The organism is Mycobacterium sp. NGS35, from assembly GCF_059812855.1.
Genome location: NZ_JCALDL010000004.1, coordinates 176,105 through 193,199, shown reverse-complemented (window position 1 = coordinate 193,199; position 17,095 = coordinate 176,105). Strand labels below are relative to the sequence as shown.

General features: G+C 67.3%; 17 protein-coding genes and 1 pseudogene. 12 read left to right on the top strand and 6 right to left on the bottom strand.

The window, feature by feature from the left end; all coding sequences use genetic code 11:
* Positions 1–74: 74 nt before the first annotated feature.
* A complete protein-coding gene (locus tag AC5Y4C_RS10050; protein ID WP_499962610.1) occupies positions 75–818 on the bottom strand; it encodes an SDR family NAD(P)-dependent oxidoreductase in 744 nt (247 codons plus the stop codon).
* Complete coding sequence (locus AC5Y4C_RS10045) at positions 815–1,579, bottom strand: SDR family NAD(P)-dependent oxidoreductase (protein ID WP_499962608.1); 765 nt, start codon at positions 1,577–1,579, stop codon at positions 815–817. Before AC5Y4C_RS10045 ends, AC5Y4C_RS10050 begins: the two co-directional genes overlap by 4 nt.
* 77 nt (positions 1,580–1,656) lie before the next feature.
* Here AC5Y4C_RS10045 and AC5Y4C_RS10040 point away from each other — a divergent pair, with 77 nt between their 5' ends.
* From AC5Y4C_RS10040 to AC5Y4C_RS10025, 4 genes and pseudogenes are all read left to right on the top strand, one after another.
* Positions 1,657–2,796, top strand: a complete 1,140-nt coding sequence (locus AC5Y4C_RS10040; RefSeq protein ID WP_499962606.1) for a thiolase family protein — start codon at positions 1,657–1,659, stop codon at positions 2,794–2,796.
* Between the two features lie 26 nt (positions 2,797–2,822).
* Positions 2,823–3,617: pseudogene (gene meaB, locus AC5Y4C_RS10035) on the top strand (methylmalonyl Co-A mutase-associated GTPase MeaB); the annotation flags it as partial.
* Positions 3,618–3,710: 93 nt separating this feature from the next.
* Positions 3,711–5,258, top strand: a complete 1,548-nt coding sequence (locus tag AC5Y4C_RS10030; protein WP_499962733.1) for an acyl-CoA synthetase — start codon at positions 3,711–3,713, stop codon at positions 5,256–5,258.
* 100 nt (positions 5,259–5,358) lie between these two features.
* The gene (locus AC5Y4C_RS10025) at positions 5,359–5,727 is read left to right on the top strand and encodes a hypothetical protein (protein ID WP_499909140.1); all 369 of its coding nucleotides are present in this window, start codon (positions 5,359–5,361) and stop codon (positions 5,725–5,727) included.
* 6 nt (positions 5,728–5,733) lie between these two features.
* On the opposite strand, the gene AC5Y4C_RS10020 is transcribed toward AC5Y4C_RS10025, so the two are convergent.
* Positions 5,734–6,186 carry a universal stress protein gene (locus AC5Y4C_RS10020; RefSeq protein ID WP_499909138.1) on the bottom strand — a complete coding sequence of 151 codons (453 nt, stop codon included), beginning with the start codon at positions 6,184–6,186 and terminating at the stop codon, positions 5,734–5,736.
* A 71-nt stretch (positions 6,187–6,257) separates the two neighbouring features.
* Positions 6,258–6,848 carry a TetR/AcrR family transcriptional regulator gene (locus AC5Y4C_RS10015; protein ID WP_499962604.1) on the bottom strand — a complete coding sequence of 197 codons (591 nt, stop codon included), beginning with the start codon at positions 6,846–6,848 and terminating at the stop codon, positions 6,258–6,260.
* Positions 6,849–6,944: 96 nt separating this feature from the next.
* On the opposite strand from AC5Y4C_RS10015, the gene AC5Y4C_RS10010 reads away from it, so the two are divergent.
* From AC5Y4C_RS10010 to AC5Y4C_RS09995, 4 genes are read left to right on the top strand one after another with little or no spacing between them, the layout of a single operon-like run.
* A complete protein-coding gene (locus tag AC5Y4C_RS10010) occupies positions 6,945–7,691 on the top strand; it encodes a hypothetical protein (protein WP_499962602.1) in 747 nt (248 codons plus the stop codon).
* Complete coding sequence (locus AC5Y4C_RS10005) at positions 7,688–8,440, top strand: hypothetical protein (protein ID WP_499909132.1); 753 nt, start codon at positions 7,688–7,690, stop codon at positions 8,438–8,440. Before AC5Y4C_RS10010 ends, AC5Y4C_RS10005 begins: the two co-directional genes overlap by 4 nt.
* A gap of 14 nt (positions 8,441–8,454) precedes the next feature.
* Positions 8,455–9,057, top strand: a complete 603-nt coding sequence (locus AC5Y4C_RS10000; RefSeq protein WP_499962600.1) for a cytochrome c oxidase subunit 3 family protein — start codon at positions 8,455–8,457, stop codon at positions 9,055–9,057.
* Between the two features lie 4 nt (positions 9,058–9,061).
* Positions 9,062–9,334, top strand: a complete 273-nt coding sequence (locus tag AC5Y4C_RS09995; RefSeq protein WP_499909128.1) for a cytochrome C oxidase subunit IV family protein — start codon at positions 9,062–9,064, stop codon at positions 9,332–9,334.
* 95 nt (positions 9,335–9,429) lie between these two features.
* Here the strand turns inward: AC5Y4C_RS09995 and AC5Y4C_RS09990 are convergent, their stop codons facing one another.
* On the bottom strand, positions 9,430–11,046 hold the full coding sequence (locus AC5Y4C_RS09990; protein ID WP_499962599.1) for an FAD-dependent oxidoreductase: 1,617 nt from the start codon (positions 11,044–11,046) through the stop codon (positions 9,430–9,432).
* Between the two features lie 26 nt (positions 11,047–11,072).
* Positions 11,073–11,777: an IclR family transcriptional regulator gene (locus AC5Y4C_RS09985; protein WP_499962597.1), complete on the bottom strand. Its 705-nt coding sequence runs from the start codon at positions 11,775–11,777 to the stop codon at positions 11,073–11,075.
* 116 nt (positions 11,778–11,893) lie between these two features.
* Here AC5Y4C_RS09985 and AC5Y4C_RS09980 point away from each other — a divergent pair, with 116 nt between their 5' ends.
* From AC5Y4C_RS09980 to AC5Y4C_RS09965, 4 genes are read left to right on the top strand one after another with little or no spacing between them, the layout of a single operon-like run.
* On the top strand, positions 11,894–12,760 hold the full coding sequence (locus tag AC5Y4C_RS09980; RefSeq protein ID WP_499948728.1) for an alpha/beta fold hydrolase: 867 nt from the start codon (positions 11,894–11,896) through the stop codon (positions 12,758–12,760).
* Entirely contained in the window at positions 12,757–14,445 is a 1,689-nt protein-coding gene (locus AC5Y4C_RS09975) for a bifunctional 3-(3-hydroxy-phenyl)propionate/3-hydroxycinnamic acid hydroxylase (RefSeq protein ID WP_499962594.1), read from the top strand. The genes AC5Y4C_RS09980 and AC5Y4C_RS09975 overlap by 4 nt, the downstream gene beginning before the upstream one ends.
* Positions 14,393–15,322 carry a 3-carboxyethylcatechol 2,3-dioxygenase gene (locus AC5Y4C_RS09970; RefSeq protein ID WP_499962592.1) on the top strand — a complete coding sequence of 310 codons (930 nt, stop codon included), beginning with the start codon at positions 14,393–14,395 and terminating at the stop codon, positions 15,320–15,322. The genes AC5Y4C_RS09975 and AC5Y4C_RS09970 overlap by 53 nt, the downstream gene beginning before the upstream one ends.
* Positions 15,315–17,093, top strand: coding sequence for an FAD-binding protein (locus AC5Y4C_RS09965; RefSeq protein ID WP_499962590.1), 1,779 nt, complete (start codon positions 15,315–15,317; stop codon positions 17,091–17,093). Before AC5Y4C_RS09970 ends, AC5Y4C_RS09965 begins: the two co-directional genes overlap by 8 nt.
* The last annotated feature ends 2 nt before the right edge of the window (positions 17,094–17,095 follow it).

Sequence of the window (17,095 nt, the reverse complement as noted above, 5' to 3'; positions counted from 1 at the left end):
GCACCCTTGTACACAGGTCACCGGCGTGTTGCCGTACCGACACGCACGGTCGCGACAAGGTGAGCGAGGAGCTATCAGCTCGGCGGCACGAGGGATTCCGAGCGCTGGACGGTGCCGGTGATACCGCCGGCGTCCTGGCGGGCCAGCAGCACGGCGGCCTTGGCCATCGCCTCCGGCGGCTCCACCATCTCCGGCGGGATGTCGTGGTCGCCAGCCGCCGCCCATCCTTCGGTGAGCACCACGCGTGACGGGCTCAGGCAGTTGACGGCGATGTTGTCCGGCTTGAGGTCCGCGGCCAGCCCGAGGTACAGCCGCTCGACGCCAGCCTTCGACACCCAGTACGCGTTGGCGCCGGGCATCGTCACACCCGTCGTCGTAATCGCCACCAGCGAGCCGCCGCCGCGCGCCCGAACGTGCGGGATCACCGCGCGCGTCACCAAGAACGTTCCGGTCAGGTTCACATCAAGGCACAACCGCCAGCGCTTGAGCGACGTCGACTCGATCGGGCCGAGCCACAGCACACCAGCGTTGGCTATCAGCACATCGATCCCGCCGAGCACCGAAACCACCTCGGCCACAGCGGAATTCACCGACTGCTCGTCGGTGACATCACACCGCACGGCATGCGCGCGACCACCCGCCGAAACGATTCGGGTAGCCACCGAATGAATCGTGCCGGGAATCCGCCCTTCGGACTCAGAGCGAGCGGCCACCGCAACAGCAGCGCCCTGCGCCGCCAACGCGCACGCCACCGTCGCACCGATGCCGCGGCTGGCCCCCGCGACGAACGCGACCTTGCCGGCCAGCGAACCGGTCACTTCGGGGCGAATCGCAGCGCCCCGTCCAGGCGAATGACTTCGCCGTTGAGGTAGTCGTTTTCGACGATGCTCGCCACCATCGCCGCGTACTCGGACGGCTGACCCATCCGCTTCGGGAACGGGATCTGCGGGCCCCAGTGCGCTTCGAGCTGCTCGGCCGGAACCGGGTACGCGGGCGTCAGGAACATCCCGGGCGCAATGGTGACCACTCGAATGCCGAGCGGAGAGAGATCACGTGCGGCGACCAACGTCATGCTGATCACGCCGCCCTTCGCCGCCGCGTAGGGGATCTGGCCGATCTGGCCCTCGTAACCGGCGATCGACGCGGTGTTGACGATGACCCCGCGCGCGCCGCTGTCGAGCGGCTCCTGGCGGGCGATCGCTGCCGCCGAGAGCCGCATGACGTTGAAGACGGCGGTCAGGTAGTACTCGATCGTCGTCTTGAAGCCGTCGAGGTCCAGGGGTGACCCGTCCTTGCCGACGAGACGCCCGCCGCTGGCCGGCCCACCGTGGCAGTCGACCGAGATGCGGAGGGGTCCGAGAGATTCCGCCTCTGCCAGCGCGGCGTTCACGTCCTCGGGGCTGGTCGCATCGGTGCGGACGTAGCGGATTCCCAGCTCGCTTTCCAGCGCCTTGCCCTTGTCATCGGCGACATCGGCGACCACGACCTTGGCGCCGGCTCCGTGCAGTCGGCGGACCGTGGCTTCACCGAACCCGCCGGTGCCGCCGACGACGATCGCGGAGCTTCCGCTGATCTGCATGTGATTCCCCTTCTTGCAACTGGCACTCTCAGCTTGAGAGAATAACATTCTCACCCGAAGCACATTGGAGACCAGTCATGCCTGAAGCCGTCATCGTGTCCGCGCTGCGCACCCCCATCGGCACCGCGATGAAGGGCACGCTGCGCGACACCGACGCGTACGACCTGGCGAATCACGTCGTAGGCGCAATCGCCGGCGAGCTCGACGGCCACCCCGTCGACGACGTCGTTCTGGGCGAGGGACTCTACGGCGGCGGGGTGATCGCCCGCCACGCCGCGCTGACCGCAGGGCTCACCAATGTGCCGGGCCTCGCCCAGAACCGTCACTGCGCGGCGGGTCAGGCCGCCGTCCAGAGCGCCGCGGCCAGCATCAAAGCCGGCATGGACGAACTCGTCATCGCCGGCGGGGTCAACTCCGCGTCGACGTCCCCGCGCTTCACCAGGGCTATCGGCGGCGAGCCTGCTGCCTGGTTCCCGCCCACCCATCCCGACCGGCCCGACGCTCCGAACATGGACATGTCGATCACCGTCGGGTGGAACGCCGCGGTCAAGGCCGGCGTGAGTCGCGAGGAGATGGATGCGTGGGCGCTGGGTTCGCACCGCAAGGCGGTGCAGGCGATCGACGAGGGCCGCTTCAAGCAAGAGGTCGTCCCCATCGAGACCCCGCACGGCTTGTTCGCCGTCGACGAGCATCCCCGCCGCGACACCACGATGGAGAAACTGGCCGCGCTCAAGCCGCTTCACCCGGAGATCGAGGGGTTCTCGATCACCGCCGGCAACGCGTGCGGCGCCAACGATGGCGCAGCGGTGCTCGCGATCGCCAGCGATGCCCTCGGGCTTCCTGCACTGGCAACTGTGCGGGCGTGGGCGTCGGTGGGCGTCGATCCGGCCATCACCGGGCTGGCGCCGGTGGAGGCGATTCCCAAAGCCCTTGAGCGCGCTGGCCTTTCGCTTGACGCCGTCGACCTGTTCGAAATCAACGAAGCATTCGCGTCGATGTGCGTGGCCACCGCCAAGCTGCTCGAGATCGATCCGGACAAAGTCAATCCCAACGGCAGCGGCTGCTCGCTGGGCCATCCGGTCGCCGCGACGGGCGGGCGGATGCTGGTCACGCTGGTGCATGAACTGCGTCGCCGGGGCGGCGGCATCGGCGTGGCGGCAATGTGCGCCGGCGGCGGTATGGGTTCGGCGACGGTGATCGAAGTTCCCGCGCCGTAAACGCATTCGGCCGTAAGTTCTTCTCGATGCGGGATATTCAGGAGCTCATTGCGGCCGCCCGAGGTGGCTCCACTCGGGCCGCCGGCCGGCTGCTCACCCTCGTCGAGAGCGCGCGCCGCGACGAGGTGCTGGCCGCGCTGGGCAGCTCGACGGCGCGCGTCATCGGGATCACCGGACCGCCGGGGGCGGGGAAATCGACGACGATCGCGGCGCTGGTCGGCGCCTACCGGCAGCAGGGACTTCGCGTCGCGGTGCTCGCGGTCGACCCGTCGTCGCCGTACAGCGGCGGAGCGCTGCTGGGCGACCGGATCCGGATGGCCGCCCACATCAACGATCCCGGCGTCCTGATCCGCTCGGTGGCCAGCCGCGGCCACCTCGGCGGACTCGCGGCGGCGGTGCCGGCCGCGATTCGGGTGCTCGCCGAATTGGGTTACGACGTGGTGTTGCTCGAGACCGTGGGTGTCGGCCAGTCGGAGATCGAGATCGCCGCGGTCGCCGATCCGACCGTTGTCATCCTGAATCCCGGCGCTGGCGACGCCGTCCAAGCCGCCAAAGCGGGACTGCTCGAAGTCGCCGACATCGTCGTGGTCAACAAGGCCGACCGGGAAGGCGCAAAGCAGACGGTTCGCGACCTGCGGGCCGAGACCGATGCCCCCATCGTGTTGCTGGTCGCGGCACAAGGTGAGGGCGTGCCTGAACTGGTCGAGACCATTGACGCCCACTTCCGCAACGACACCCCGGCCCGCAGGGCCGCGCGGGCACGCGCGCAGATCCTGTCGCTGGCGCAGACGATGTTGCGCGCGCACCACAACCTCGATCGCCTTGCCGCGGCCGTCGCCGACGGACGCCAGGACGCCTACACCGCCGCGGGCAAGCTGCTCAGCGGTTCTGACACGGCGGCCGCCCCGGCCGAGATGACGCCTGGTTTCCATGCCGCCCGCACCCCGGACCGCCCCGCGGTGGTAATGGGGACCCGCGGCGACGTGGTGACCTACCGCGAACTCGAGGAGCGCTCCACCCGGCTGGCGCGAGCGCTGCGATCGCGTGGGCTGCGCGTTGGCGACCACATTGCGCTCCTGGTGGAGAACAGGCCGGAATTCCTCGAAATCGCTTGGGCCGCACAGCGATCCGGGCTGTACTACACCGCAGTCAACTGGCATCTGCGCGCCGGTGAAGTGCAGTACGTGCTCGACGACTGCGGCGCCAAGGCACTGGTGGCCAGTGACACGATGGCGCACGTGGCCGCCGATTTGGACCTCTCGCGGATACCGGTGCGTATCGCGGTCGGAGCGGGGCTCGGCGGATTCGAACGCTACGCCGACGTGGTTGCCGCGGAGCCCGCGACGCCCCTCGACGACGAGTGCGAGGGCCGCGAAATGCTCTACTCGTCGGGCACTACCGGCCGACCGAAGGGTGTGCGTAAGCCACTGGCCGCCACCCCGCTGGGCGATCCGAGTTGCGCACCGGTGCAGATCGCGCGGGGGCTGCTCGGCACCAACGGCGACGCAGGTGCCGACTCGGTGTACCTGTGCCCGGCTCCGCTGTATCACTCTGCGCCCCTTGTGTTTTCGATGTCCTGGCAGCGGCTGGGCGCCACGGTGGTACTGATGGAACGGTTCGATCCACGGGAGTGCCTCGAGCTGGTCGAGCGCTACCGCGTCACCCATGCACAGTTCGTCCCGACGATGTTCATCCGCATGCTGCGGCTGCCCGAAGCCGAGCGCCGCCGCTACGACTTGTCGAGTCTGCGCCGCGTCACCCACGCCGCGGCACCGTGCCCGGTTGCGGTCAAACGGCAGATGATCGACTGGTGGGGTCCGATCATCGACGAGTATTACTCGGGCACCGAGGACATCGGCTCCACGTTCATCTCCGCCGAAGAGTGGCTGGCCCATCCCGGCTCGGTGGGCCGACCGTTCGAGGAATGCCACATCGTCGGCCCTGACGGCAAGGAGCTGCCCGCCGGAGAGGTCGGCGTCGTGTACTTCGGCGGCGGCCGCGCGTTCGAGTACCACAACGACCCGGACAAGACTGCGTCGGTGACCAATGCGCAGGGCTGGCGAACCCTCGGCGACATCGGCTACCTCGATGCGGACGGATACCTCTACCTCACTGATCGTCAGGCCCACATGGTCATCTCGGGAGGCGTGAACATCTACCCGCAGGAGGCCGAGAATGTGCTGGCCGCTCATCCCGCCGTCGCCGACGTCGCGGTGTTCGGCGTGCCGGACGAAGAGATGGGGGAGGCGGTCAAGGCCGTGGTGCAGCCGACCGACCCGGCGGCCGCCGGCGACGACCTCGAAACCGAATTGATCGCCTACTGCCGGTCCGAGTTGGCGACATACAAGTGTCCGCGCAGCGTCGACTTCGTCGACGAACTGCCGCGCGACCCCAGCGGCAAGCTGTACAAGCGGCTTCTGCGCGAGCGGTATTGGCAGGGGCACGAGTCCCGGGTCATCTGAGGCATTCGCTGACTTTCCCGTCGAATTGCGATTCGGCGATGTAACCGGGGTAACCAAGAAGAGGCGCCTACGAAAACCGCCCCTCAGGAAGGGACGATCGATGCTGACCGTCGTACTCGCAGTGGCTGTCGTCGGCATCGCCCTGCTGGCCGCGGCGGTGCTGACCGAGAACACAATCATTGCGCTGGCCGCCATTGCGCTGGCCGCGGTGGGCCTGGTCCTGCTGGCGCGCGACTGGCTGGCCGAACGTCGCCGCCCCGAGCAGCCTCCTATCGAGGCGCAGCGCGCCGAGGACGTCGCCGAACATCCGCACGTAGCACACGAAGCCGCGCTGGAACCCGACGAGTTCGAGCCCGACGTGCCCTACGACGAAACCTTCGATGACCAAGACATCGAGGAAGCCGCAGAGGACGGCGCCGCCGACGAGCGCGAGGTCAAAGCCGCCGGCAATGACACCGCACCGCAGTAAGCGCGCTCAGCCGGAGGTGTGGACGATCAGCACGTCGATCTGGGCGCGGCTCGCGATGCTTCCCGGAATCGAGAACACCCGCCCGAGGATCGCCGACCGCGCGTTGAGGCCCACGTTGCCGACCACCAGCAAATCGGCTTTGACCTGTTCAGCGAGGTCGACGAGCGCGTCGACCGGCGCATCTTCGATCGGCCGCTCCTCGATGTTCTTGGCCCCGGCGGCGGCTGCCCTGCTGTGCGCCTCGCGCAAGATCGCGAAAATTGGTGCCCTGCCGTGCATCTTGTAGCCCTCGTCTTTGAGGATGTCGGCGGCCCGCAAGTCTTCTCGCTGAGGAAAGTAGCCGGTCGCGATGTAGAGCGTCGCGTCGCTCTCAGCGGCGATCTCGCCCGCCCGGTCGACCGCACGCAGTGACGACTCCGAGCCGTCAGTTCCCACCACCACGGTTCGATAGGTGTTCATCGGGCCTCCCAGGGTCTCGGCATTGGCCAGACCCTAACGTGCAAACGCACGTCCGCGGCCCGATTCGGCGGCTATCCGGGCAGGTCGATCAGCCGCCGCATGTAGTGCAGCAGGTGCCGGCGCAACTCGTCGTCGCCGATGTCTTCGACCAAGGGATGCATCACCGCAACACTGATCGCGCCTGACAGCATCGCTGCCTCGATCCTGGCTTCGGCGCCCGTATCCTCGCCCAGCAGCGCCGCGTAAAGCCGGCCGATGAACTGCTGGAACGGCTGGTGCTCGGCAAGTAGCCGCACCACCACGGGATCGAACTGCAACGTGCTCACCATCCCGCGCCGTTCGATGGCCAGGTCGACCACCCGGGTGAGCAGCATCTCGCGCGCCCGCGGTTTGCACTCCTCGGCCTCGGCGGCCTCCAGCGCGGCCGCCAGCCGGCCGAGTTCACGTTCTGTCAGCGCGATGACGATCTCGTCTTTGGTCTTGAACTGGTGGTACACGGCGGCTTTGGTGACTCCGACCGCGTCGGCGATCATCTGCAACGACGTTCCGCTGACGCCGTGCATGGCGATCAACTCGAGCGCCGCATCCAAGATGCGGATCTGCGCGGCGCTGCGCCGCATATCGGCCAGTCCCGACGTGATCGACGGCGCCGACGAGGCCATGCCCTGAGGGTAGCCGATCGGCTATTGACCGTGCCCGAACCGGCGGATAGCCTCGCGCCTAGCCAATCGGCTAGTTACCGCGATCCGGGAGTTCACATGACCAGCGTCGCCGACAACGAGGCGGAGGCCGTGGTGTCCGCCCGCGTCAACGGACAGTCGCTCATCCTCTGGATCACACCGGTTGCGGCCGCCGTATTGCTCGTCGCGTTCGTGTCATTTCCCGGGTTCTTCCCGCCGATGTCGCCGCGGCTGACGCCGCAGCAGGTGGCGTCGTTCTATGCCGAGAACACGACGATGATCCGATTCAGCATGGTGACCTACAACCTCTTCGGCATCATGCTGGTTCCGTTCTTCGCGCTGATCGTCGCGCAGATGAAGCGCATGGGCACGCCCACCCAGGTGCTTGCGTACAGCTACCTGACCGCGCTGGTGAGTGGCGCCACGCTGTTCGCTCTTGCCGATCTCTTCTGGCTCATCGCGGCGTTTCGCCCCGAGCGCAATCCCGAATTGACCATGCTGCTCAACGATTTGGCGTGGATCACGTTCGTCGCGCCGGTCGGCATGCTGGTGGTGCAGAACCTCTGCCTTGCGCTGGCGGTGTATCTCGACCGCAGCGCCGAGCCGATCTTTCCGCGCTGGGTGGCGCCGTTCAGCGTGCTCACCGCGCTCGCGATGACACCCGCCGCGTGCGCAGCCGTCGTCAAGACCGGACCGTTGGCGTGGGACGGCGCCGTGTCTTTCTGGCTGCGGATCGGCGCCTTCGCCGTCTTCGTCGTGGTCATGTTCTTCGTCGTCCGCGCAGCGATCAACCGCCAAGCCGCGGAGGAACGGGCGCACTCATGAGCCTGGCTCCCGCAGAACCGGTTGTCGCCCAAGGGGATCAGAGCGGCCCGGGATCAAAGCGCGATCTCTGGATTTGCTGGTGGGTGGTGCCGATCTTCTACATGGTGTTCGGCGTGATCTTCGTTCCGCTGGCGCGGGTGATGCCACCGCCGAGACCCGACCGCACCACCGAGGAGATCGTGGCGTTCTTTCACGCGCACGCGCTGACCATCCAGATCGGTTTCGGGATGTTGATGGTCGTGATCGGGTTCGCCGGTGTGGCCAACGGCATCGTCGCGTATCAGATGCGCCGGATGTCGGTGAGCCCGGCGTTCGCCTACGCCTATATCGGTGCGCTGAACGTGGGCGCGCTGCCGGGTTGTCTGTTCGCGGCGTTTTGCTTTCTGGCTGCGGCGTTTCGGCCGGACCGCGACCCGCAGCTTCAGGCTCTGCTCTATGACACCGCGCTGCTGTCGTTCGTCGGCTCGCTGGGGTGCTTCTCCGCCGCGTACCTGGTGTTCGCATTGGCGATCCTGTTGGACCGCAACGGCATCTTCCCGAAATGGCTCGCGTACGTGACGGTCTGGCAGATCGTCACCGAAGTGCTTGCCGCACCGGTGTTCGTCTTCAGGTCGGGACCGCTGTCCTGGAACGGGTCGATCAGCTTCTGGATGGGCACGGCGATCTTCGCGTTCTGGCAGACCTGCATCATCGTCACGCTGCGCAGGGCAGTCGCGCGCCAGCCGGCTGGTGAAGTGCTTGCAGATTAAGGACTTTGAGTTTCATGACGAACACCGACAACGCCGTGGCCGCCCGGGACGAGGCCGTACCAGGTCCTGCCCCACACCTGCCCGGCGAAAGCAGCATGTGGGTCTTCGTCATCGGCGACCTGGTCATCTTCTCCGGGTACTTCCTCATCTTCATGGTCCACCGCACCCAGGAGCGGGCGCTGTTTCTGGAATCGCAACAGCATCTGGACCTGACCATCGGTCTGGTCAACACGCTGTTGTTGATCACCAGCTCATGGTTCGTCGCGCTCGGTGTGCAGTCCACCCGAGACGGCAACCGTCCGCGCGCGGTGCGGTTGACCGTGTTGGGCGGCGTCTGCGGGCTGGTTTTCGCGGCCGTCAAGGCCTACGAGTGGACTTCGAAAGTGGTTGCGGGGCTGACATTTCCGAGCAACGACTTCTTCATGTTCTACTACATGCTGACCGGTGTGCACCTGGGCCATGTGCTGCTCGGTCTGGTGATTCTGGGCATCGTGGTGCGCGAGCTCCGAAGGCCGCACGCCCGCCACGTCGTCGTCGCGGAAACCGGGGCCACCTACTGGCACATGGTCGACTTGCTGTGGGTCGTCATCTTCGCGCTGCTGTACGTGATGAGGTGAACCGATGAACACCGCCACCGCCCGGACCACCTATGTATGGCTGGCGCTTTCGGCCATCACGGTGCTGTCGTGGTTCTTCGCGCCGGGACGAGTACACGGCAGCGTACACGCGAGCGCGTCGATCACCATTGGCGTCCTGGCGATGGCCTTGGTCAAGGTGCGATTGATCATTCAGCACTTCATGGAGGTGCGCACCGCCCCACGGTGGCTACGGCTGTTCACCGACGTCTGGCTCGTCGTGCTCTTCGGCGCGATCCTGGGGATCTACCTGTACTGAGCCGCCATGTGCGCCGAACGTGAGGGCACTGCGAAAAATGGGCCGAAATGTCACACTGAGCTCACGCTCGGCGAGGGGGATCGCTCGGAGGTCCGTTACACCTTCAACGATCGGCCGGTGGCCGCGGTATAGCCGCTGCGGTAGCCGAAAACCATTGCGGGGCCCAGCGTTCCACCTGCGCCGCCGTAGGCCTTGCCGGTCACACCGGCCATCGCATTGCCGGCTGCATACAGCCCGGGGATGACGGCCCCGCTGACGTGCAAGACGCGGCCGTCGCGGTCGGTGCGCGGCCCGCCTTTGGTCCCCATCGCGCCGATCTTCACCGGCACCGCGTAGTAGGGCGGCGTGTCGATCGGCCCGAGTGTCCTGCCGGCCCGGGTGGCGGCCTTGTCGTCGCCCCAGTAGCCGTCGTAGGCGCTCGCGCCGCGAACGAATTGCGGGTCTCGCTCCTGTGCGACGTTCTTGTTCCAGTCCTCGAGCGTGCGCGCCAGCCCGTCAGGGTCGATTCCGGTCTTGGCGCCGAGCTCGGCGATGTCGGACGACGGCGAAAACCATTCCGGCGCAGCCTCTCCCGGCGTGACGCCGAGGAATCCGTAACGCTTCAGATGGAGCGCGTCGAACACGATCCACGCCGGGTCGTTGACGTATCCGTCCTTGGGATCGAGGTACTGGAACGCGCCTGCCATCGAGTTGTACTCGCCGGCCTCGTTGAGGAAGCGTCTGCCCGCGCGGTTGACGATAATGCTGCGGGGTCGTGTGCGTTCCAGTCGCACGCTTCGGCTGCGTTGCTTGCCCCCGATGGTGTCGCCGGGAATCTGCACGATCGGCACCCACCACGCCTCACCCATGTTGGCCAGGTCGGCGCCGTGGGCCATGGCCATTCGCAGCCCGTCGCCCGTGTTGTTCGGTGGCGACACCGCGCCGTGCATCGGGCCGCGCAGGTAGGCCTCGACCAGCCGGTCGTCCCATTCGAAGCCGCCGGTGGCCAGAACCACGCCGCGACGGGCGCGGACCCGGACCTCGCTGCCGCGCAGGCTGATTCGGGCACCGGTGATGGCGTTACCGTCCGAAACCAGTTCCACCGCACGGGCATTCGTGCGTGGTGTGACGTCCCGGTCGAGCACTGCCTCGAGCAGCCCGGCGATCAATGCCGTGCCGGCGACGCATAGATCGCCGGCCGCGTCATCCACCGACGCGTGAATCCTCGCGCGTGTCTCGGCGTCGATCCCGACGTTGCTGAAGTCGGCCGGGAACGACGTGATGCGGTCGCTCCATTCGCCGAGCTGCGATAAGTCGTACGGCTTTGCGTTCAGCGACCGGCCGCCTCCTGGCCGCCCACCCGGCAGCTCCGGCTTGTAGTCGGGAAAGCCATCGGCGATGTCGAACCGCAGCTCGCTGTACGCCTCGACGAAATCGAGCATCGGTGCGCCGGTCCGCACAAATGTCTCGACGAGATCGTCGTCCATATAGCCGAGAGACTGCGCGCGCAGATATCTCATCGCGTCGTCGACCGTCAGTTCACCGTCGGGCGCGCGGCGATGCGCCGGTATCCAGACGATGCCGCCGGACACCGCGGTGGTTCCGCCCACCGTCGGGGCCTTCTCGTACACCTCGACCGAGGCGCCGTTGACCGCGGCGGTCAGGGCAGCCGTGAGGCCGGCGCCTCCACTGCCGAGCACCACGACGTCGACCACGTGGTCCCACGTGCTCATCGGAGTCTCCTCTCGCGGGCCGGTCCTCAGCTGAGGATCGCCGACAGTTCCTGCGCTGCCTTTACGACTGCGTCGCGGCCGGCCATGACGACGTCTTCCCGGTGGGAGATCAGGTTGATGCACGTGGGCGGCGACGGCGGCCGGCGGCGCACCGGAACCGCGAGCCCGTAGGTGTTGGGCTCGATCTCACCGTGGGTCACCACCCACCCTTCGTTGCGGGTCTGCGCCACCAGCTCGCGCTCACCGGGCCGCGGCGGCATGCTGGCCAGCAACGCGATACCGGCGGCGCCGCGGTCCAGCGGGTATCGGCTGCCCTCGTGGAACGACAGCTGATACATCACGTGTGTCGGGACGATGACCGCGATAGCGACCTGCTGGTCACCCTCGGCGACCAGCAGCGACACCGTCGCGCCGAGATTGTCCGCCAGCGCGCGCAGCGTCGGCAGGCTGAGCTGACGCACGTTGTTGTCGAACGCGGCGCCCAGCACCGCGAGCGCCGCCGCCGGCCGGTACCTGCCGTCTTCCCCCTTGGTGACGTAGCGGAATTGCGTCAGCGTGCCGAGCAGGCGATAGGCGATGGTGCGGTGCACGCCGACGTAGTCGGCGACCTGCTGGACCGTGACTCCCGACGGGGCGGTGACGACTGCCTGCAGGGCGCTGAGCCCGCGGGCCAGGGTCTGCGATCCAGCGGTCATTCGCTCGTCGCCCGGCTGCTTGACAGACCTGGTCATGAGGATGATGCTCTATGCATAGTGCACATCAATGTGCGATTTTAGCACATTCGGTTCGCGCATCGCGAGAACAAGATTTCCGCGGCGATGGGCGCGGGGCGACGGCGAGGTGGCAAGTGGCGGATTACGAGAGCATCTGGAGCGATCTCCAGGGCGTCCCGTTCTCACAGGGCTACCTCGACGCGCGCGGCGTACGCACGCGCTACCTGCACGCCGGTGACCGGGCCAAGCCGGCGCTAGTGCTGCTGCACGGTTCCGGCGGCCACGCCGAGGCCTACGTCCGCAACTTGGAGGCGCACGCGGAGCACTTTTCGACGTGGGCGATCGACATGCTCGGCCACGGCTATACCGACAAGCCCGGCCACCCATTGGAGGTGCGCCACTATGTCGACCACCTGGTCGCGGTGCTCGACACGATCGGTGCCGACCGTGCGCATGTGTCCGGGGAGTCGCTGGGCGGCTGGGTGGCCGCCCGCATCGCCATCGACCATCCCGAGCGTGTGCACCGATTGGTCCTCAACACCGCAGGCGGCTCGCAAGCCGATCCCGCAGTGATGCACCGGATCATCACGCTGTCGATGGCGGCGGCCGAGAACCCGAGCTGGGAGACGGTGCAGGCGCGGATCAAATGGCTGATGGCCGACAAGTCGAAGGATTACGACGACCTCGTCGCGAGCCGGCAGCGGGTGTACCGCCAGCCCGGGTTCGTCGCCGCGATGCGCGACATCATGGCGTTGCAGGATCCGCGAATCCGCGCGCGTAACATCCTCGGTCCCGACGAGTACGGGTCTATCACCGCGCCGACGCTTGTGCTGTGGACCAGTGACGACCCCACCGCCGACGTGACAGAGGGGCGCCGGATCGCGTCGATGATTCCCGGGGCGCGCTTCGAGGTCATGTCGGGCTGCGGCCACTGGCCGCAGTACGAGGACGCCAAGACGTTCAACAGGCTGCACATCGAGTTCTTGCTGGGGCGGCAATGAATCCGGATGTCGTGATCGTCGGCGCCGGCCCGGTCGGCCTGACGTTGGCGAACATCCTTGGGCTGCAAGGGGTTCGGACCCTCGTGGTGGAGGAGCGCGACACGCTCATCGACTATCCGCGCGGCGTCGGCCTCGACGACGAAGCACTGCGCACGTTCCAGTCGATCGGCCTGGTGGATGAGATTCTTCCGCACACCGTGCCCAACCAGATCCTTCGGTTCTTCGACGCCAAACGTCGGCTGCTCGCCGAGATGGCGCCACCCGACGCGCGGTTCGGCTGGCCCAAGCGCAACGGCTTCGTGCAACCGATGGTCGATGCCGAACTGCTCGCCGGATTGGACAGATTCGACCACGTGCAGCTGAAGTGGGGGCACCGCATGGAGGGCTGCGAACAGTCGCCTGACGGTGTCACGGTCCGCCTCGTGTCGAGCGCCGGATCGTCGAACGTCGACGCGCAGTACGTGATCGGCTGCGACGGCGGTCGCAGCGCCACCCGCCGGCTGATGGGTGTCTCTTTCGACGGCACCACGTCGTCGACGCGCTGGCTGGTGGTCGACATCGCCAACGACCCGCTCGGCCATCCCAACAGCGAGGTCGGCGCCGACCCCGAGCGACCCTACGCGTCGATTTCGATTGCCCACGGCATCCGGCGCTTCGAGTTCATGATCCACGCCGACGAATCCGACGACGTCGCCGAGGACCCCGCGTTCATCAGACGCATGCTGGCCCGGCTGGTACCGCACCCCGAACGGGTCGACGTGATCCGCCACCGGGTCTACACCCACCACTCGCGCATCGCCGGCGCGTTCCGCAGCGGACGACTCCTGCTGGCCGGTGACGCCGCCCATCTGATGCCGGTCTGGCAAGGACAGGGCTACAACAGCGGCATCCGCGACGCGGCGAATCTGGGCTGGAAACTCGCCGCGGTGGTCAATGGCCAAGCCGGGGACGCGCTGCTGGACACCTACGACGTCGAGCGCCGCAAGCACGCCAGGGCCATGATCGACTTGTCGACGATGGTGGGCCGGGTGATCTCGCCGACCAACCGCCGCGTTGCGCGCGTGCGCGACAACGTGATTCGAGCCGCCTCGGTGGTGCCCACGCTGAAGCGCTACGTCCTCGAGATGCGGTTCAAGCCGATGCCGCGCTACGAGCAGGGGGCGGTGTACCACGAGGAGCCGCGCTCAGCGGCTTCCCCGGTGGGCACCCTGTTCGTGCAGCCGCGGGTGGACACCAGAGACCGCCGGGATGTGCTGCTCGACGACGTGCTGGGGCCCCGATTCTCGGTGCTGTGCTGGAACAACGATCCCCGCGCGCTGCTCGGAGCCGACGCGTTCGAGCGCTGGAAAACGCTGGGCACCAGGTTCGTCGAAGGACGTCCGCTCACCCAGCTGCACTGGCCGGGGCACGATCACCCCGACGTCGTGGTCGTCGGAGACCGTACGGGCGCGCTGAAGGCGTGGTTCGACGCGCACATCGAATCCGTGCTGTTTTTGCGCCCGGACCGCTGCATCGCCGGAGCGTGCATTGCGCAGCGAGCACCCGAGATCAGCACCGCCCTGTTCGACGTCCTCGGTCTGACGCAGAGAGGAGGCAAAGGATTCCATGAAGGCGACTCTGGCGCTGTGCTGTATGTCGCACAGCCCGCTGCTGAACCTTCCCGGACCGTCGCAGGATCTCCTTGACGACGTCAACACCGCACTGTCGGCTGCGCGAGAGTTCGTGCGGCAGTTCGATCCAGAGCTCGTCGTGATCTTCTCGCCGGACCACTACAACGGCTTCTTCTACAAGCTGATGCCACCGTTCTGCATAGGAACCGCGGCCACCGGCGTCGGCGACTTCGGCACCCAGGCCGGTCCGCTCGACGTACCCGACGACATCGCGACGGACTGCGCCCAAGCCGTGCTCGACGCGGGCTTGGACGTCGCGATCTCGGCGAGCATGGACGTGGACCACGGCACCGTGCAGCCGCTGCAGATCTTGTTCGGCGATGCCACGGGCCGTCCGGTGGTGCCGATCTTCATCAACTCAGTCGCCACGCCGCTCGGGCCGGTCAAGCGCGCCCGCGCGCTGGGTACCGCCGTCGGCCGGTTCGCCGCCACACTGGGCAAGCGTGTGCTGATCGTGGGATCCGGTGGGCTGTCGCATGATCCGCCGGTCCCGACGCTCGCAACGGCGCCCGCCCCTGCGTTGGAGCGCATCCTGCACGGACGGCCGATGACGACCGAACAACGCCAGGCGCGGCAGACCGCGGTGATCGGCCTTTCCCAAGAGTTCGCTGCGGGCCGCGGCCCGATGCACCCGCTGAATCCCCAATGGGATCAACGCCTCCTGGACATCTTCGACCGCGGTGACCTGATCGAGCTCGACAGCTGGTCGAACGACTGGATCGCGCGCGAGGCCGGCAACTCCGCCCACGAGATCCGCACATGGCTGGCGGCTTTCGCGGCACTCGCCAGCCAGGGGCCGTACCAGACGCAGGTCCGCTACTACCGTGCGGCACCCGACCTGATCGCGGGCTTCGCGGTGCGGACGGGAGTCGGCAGGGCTGCCGATGAGTGAGGACTTCGACCGCGTCGTCGACGTCCTCGTCGTCGGCTCCGGCGGCGGCGGAATGACCGCGGCGCTGGCCGCCGACGCCTTCGGGCTCGACACGCTGGTGGTCGAAAAAGCGCACTGCTTCGGGGGATCCACCGCCCTGTCGGGTGGCGGCATCTGGGTTCCGGGCGCTCCGGCACAGCGCCGAGAAGGCTATCGACCCTCACCGGACGAAGTCTTCGACTACCTGCGCCAGATCACCGGCGGCCTCGTCAGCGATGCCCGCCTGCGCCAGTACGTCGACGCCGCGCCAGAGATGATGGAATTCTTGGAGAAGCTCAGCCAGTGGTTCGAGTTCGTCTGGAAGCCCGGCTACGCCGACTACTATCCCGAACTTCCCGGCGGCTCCGAACGGGGCAGCACCATCAATGTGCCGGCGATCGATCTGCGCAAGCTCGGTGACGACGAACAGAACCTGCTGCAGCCACTGGCGTTGGCGCCCAGAGGCATCTGGCTGGGACCCAAGGATCTGCGGCTGTTCTACCAGGTGCGCCAGTCGTGGCGCGGCAAAGCCGTTCTGGTCAAGCTGATCTGGCGCATGTTTCGGGCGCGCGTGTTCGGGGAGCGGATGGCCGCGATCGGCCAGTCGTTGGCGGCCCGGATGCGTCTGGCGATGAAGGACCGCGGCATTCCGCTGTGGCTGGGTGCGCCGATGACGGAGCTCATCACCGATCCTGACGGTGCGGTGGTGGGCGCGGTCGTTGAGTACAACGGCCGGGCATTGCGGATCGGCGCCCGCGGCGGGGTGATCCTTGCCACCGGTGGTTTCGACCACGACATGGCCTGGCGCAGGCAGCACCTGCCGGTGCTGGACCGCGTGCGCGAGGTCAGCGGCGACGAGGTGGACTGGAGCTTCGGCAACCCGCTGGCGCTGGGCGACGGCATCCGCGCCGGTGAAAAGGTCGGCGGCGCAACGGATCTGCTCGACGAGGCGTGGTGGTTTCCGGCGATCTGCTGGCCCGATGGCCGGCTGCAGTTCATGCTCAACGAGCGGATGATGCCGTCGCAGTTCGTGGTCAACGGCGACGGTGAGCGGTTCGTCAACGAGGCCGCGCCGTACATGGATTTCGCGCACGCGATGATCGAGGGCGAGAAGTCGGGCGTCAGGCACATCCCGTGCTGGCTGATCACCGACATCAGGTCGTTTCGCCGCTATGTGGTGGCCGGGCACCTGCCGATACCGAAGGTGCCGTTCGCGCCGGTACCCACCGGCCGCAACGTGCCTCGGGCATGGCTGGACTCGGGCGTGGTGAAGGAAGCCGACAGCTTCGAGGAGCTGGCCGCCAAGATCGGAGTGCCGCCCGATAACCTGCGCCGGACGGCCGAGCGATTCAACGAGCTGGCGCGCAACGGCCACGACGACGACTTCAACCGCGGCGACAGCGCCTACGACAACTACTACGGCGATCCGACACTGCCGAATCCGAATCTGTATCCGCTGGGCGAGCCGCCGTACTACGCGTTCCAGATCATCCTCGGCGACCTCGGCACGTCGGGCGGGCTGCGCACCGACGAATTCGCCCGGGTGCTGCGCGACGACGGCACCGCGATTCCCGGACTGTATGCGACCGGGAACACCTCGGCTGCCGTCATGGGACGCAGCTATGCCGGCGCCGGTGCCACCATCGGTCCGGCCATGACATTCGGCTACGTGGCAGCCAAGCACATCGCGGCTCACCTACCGGCTCACCAAAACACCAGTGCGACTAGTGAATCGACGCTCAACCGGAGGTAGCA

Bases quoted from the DNA above. Each gene is read 5' to 3' on its own strand.
- AC5Y4C_RS09970 (WP_499962592.1), top strand. From the start codon at position 14,393: ATGTCGCACAGCCCGCTGCTGAACCTTCCCGGACCGTCGCAGGATCTC.
- AC5Y4C_RS10015 (WP_499962604.1), bottom strand. From the start codon at position 6,848: ATGGCCTCGTCGGCGCCGTCGATCACGTCGGGACTGGCCGATATGCGG.
- AC5Y4C_RS09965 (WP_499962590.1), top strand. From the start codon at position 15,315: ATGAGTGAGGACTTCGACCGCGTCGTCGACGTCCTCGTCGTCGGCTCC.
- AC5Y4C_RS10045 (WP_499962608.1), bottom strand. From the start codon at position 1,579: ATGCAGATCAGCGGAAGCTCCGCGATCGTCGTCGGCGGCACCGGCGGG.
- AC5Y4C_RS10030 (WP_499962733.1), top strand. From the start codon at position 3,711: ATGACGCCTGGTTTCCATGCCGCCCGCACCCCGGACCGCCCCGCGGTG.
- AC5Y4C_RS10040 (WP_499962606.1), top strand. From the start codon at position 1,657: ATGCCTGAAGCCGTCATCGTGTCCGCGCTGCGCACCCCCATCGGCACC.
- AC5Y4C_RS10010 (WP_499962602.1), top strand. From the start codon at position 6,945: ATGACCAGCGTCGCCGACAACGAGGCGGAGGCCGTGGTGTCCGCCCGC.
- AC5Y4C_RS09995 (WP_499909128.1), top strand. From the start codon at position 9,062: ATGAACACCGCCACCGCCCGGACCACCTATGTATGGCTGGCGCTTTCG.
- AC5Y4C_RS10020 (WP_499909138.1), bottom strand. From the start codon at position 6,186: ATGAACACCTATCGAACCGTGGTGGTGGGAACTGACGGCTCGGAGTCG.
- AC5Y4C_RS09975 (WP_499962594.1), top strand. From the start codon at position 12,757: ATGAATCCGGATGTCGTGATCGTCGGCGCCGGCCCGGTCGGCCTGACG.
- AC5Y4C_RS10000 (WP_499962600.1), top strand. From the start codon at position 8,455: ATGACGAACACCGACAACGCCGTGGCCGCCCGGGACGAGGCCGTACCA.
- AC5Y4C_RS09990 (WP_499962599.1), bottom strand. From the start codon at position 11,046: ATGAGCACGTGGGACCACGTGGTCGACGTCGTGGTGCTCGGCAGTGGA.
- AC5Y4C_RS10025 (WP_499909140.1), top strand. From the start codon at position 5,359: ATGCTGACCGTCGTACTCGCAGTGGCTGTCGTCGGCATCGCCCTGCTG.
- AC5Y4C_RS10005 (WP_499909132.1), top strand. From the start codon at position 7,688: ATGAGCCTGGCTCCCGCAGAACCGGTTGTCGCCCAAGGGGATCAGAGC.
- AC5Y4C_RS09985 (WP_499962597.1), bottom strand. From the start codon at position 11,777: ATGACCAGGTCTGTCAAGCAGCCGGGCGACGAGCGAATGACCGCTGGA.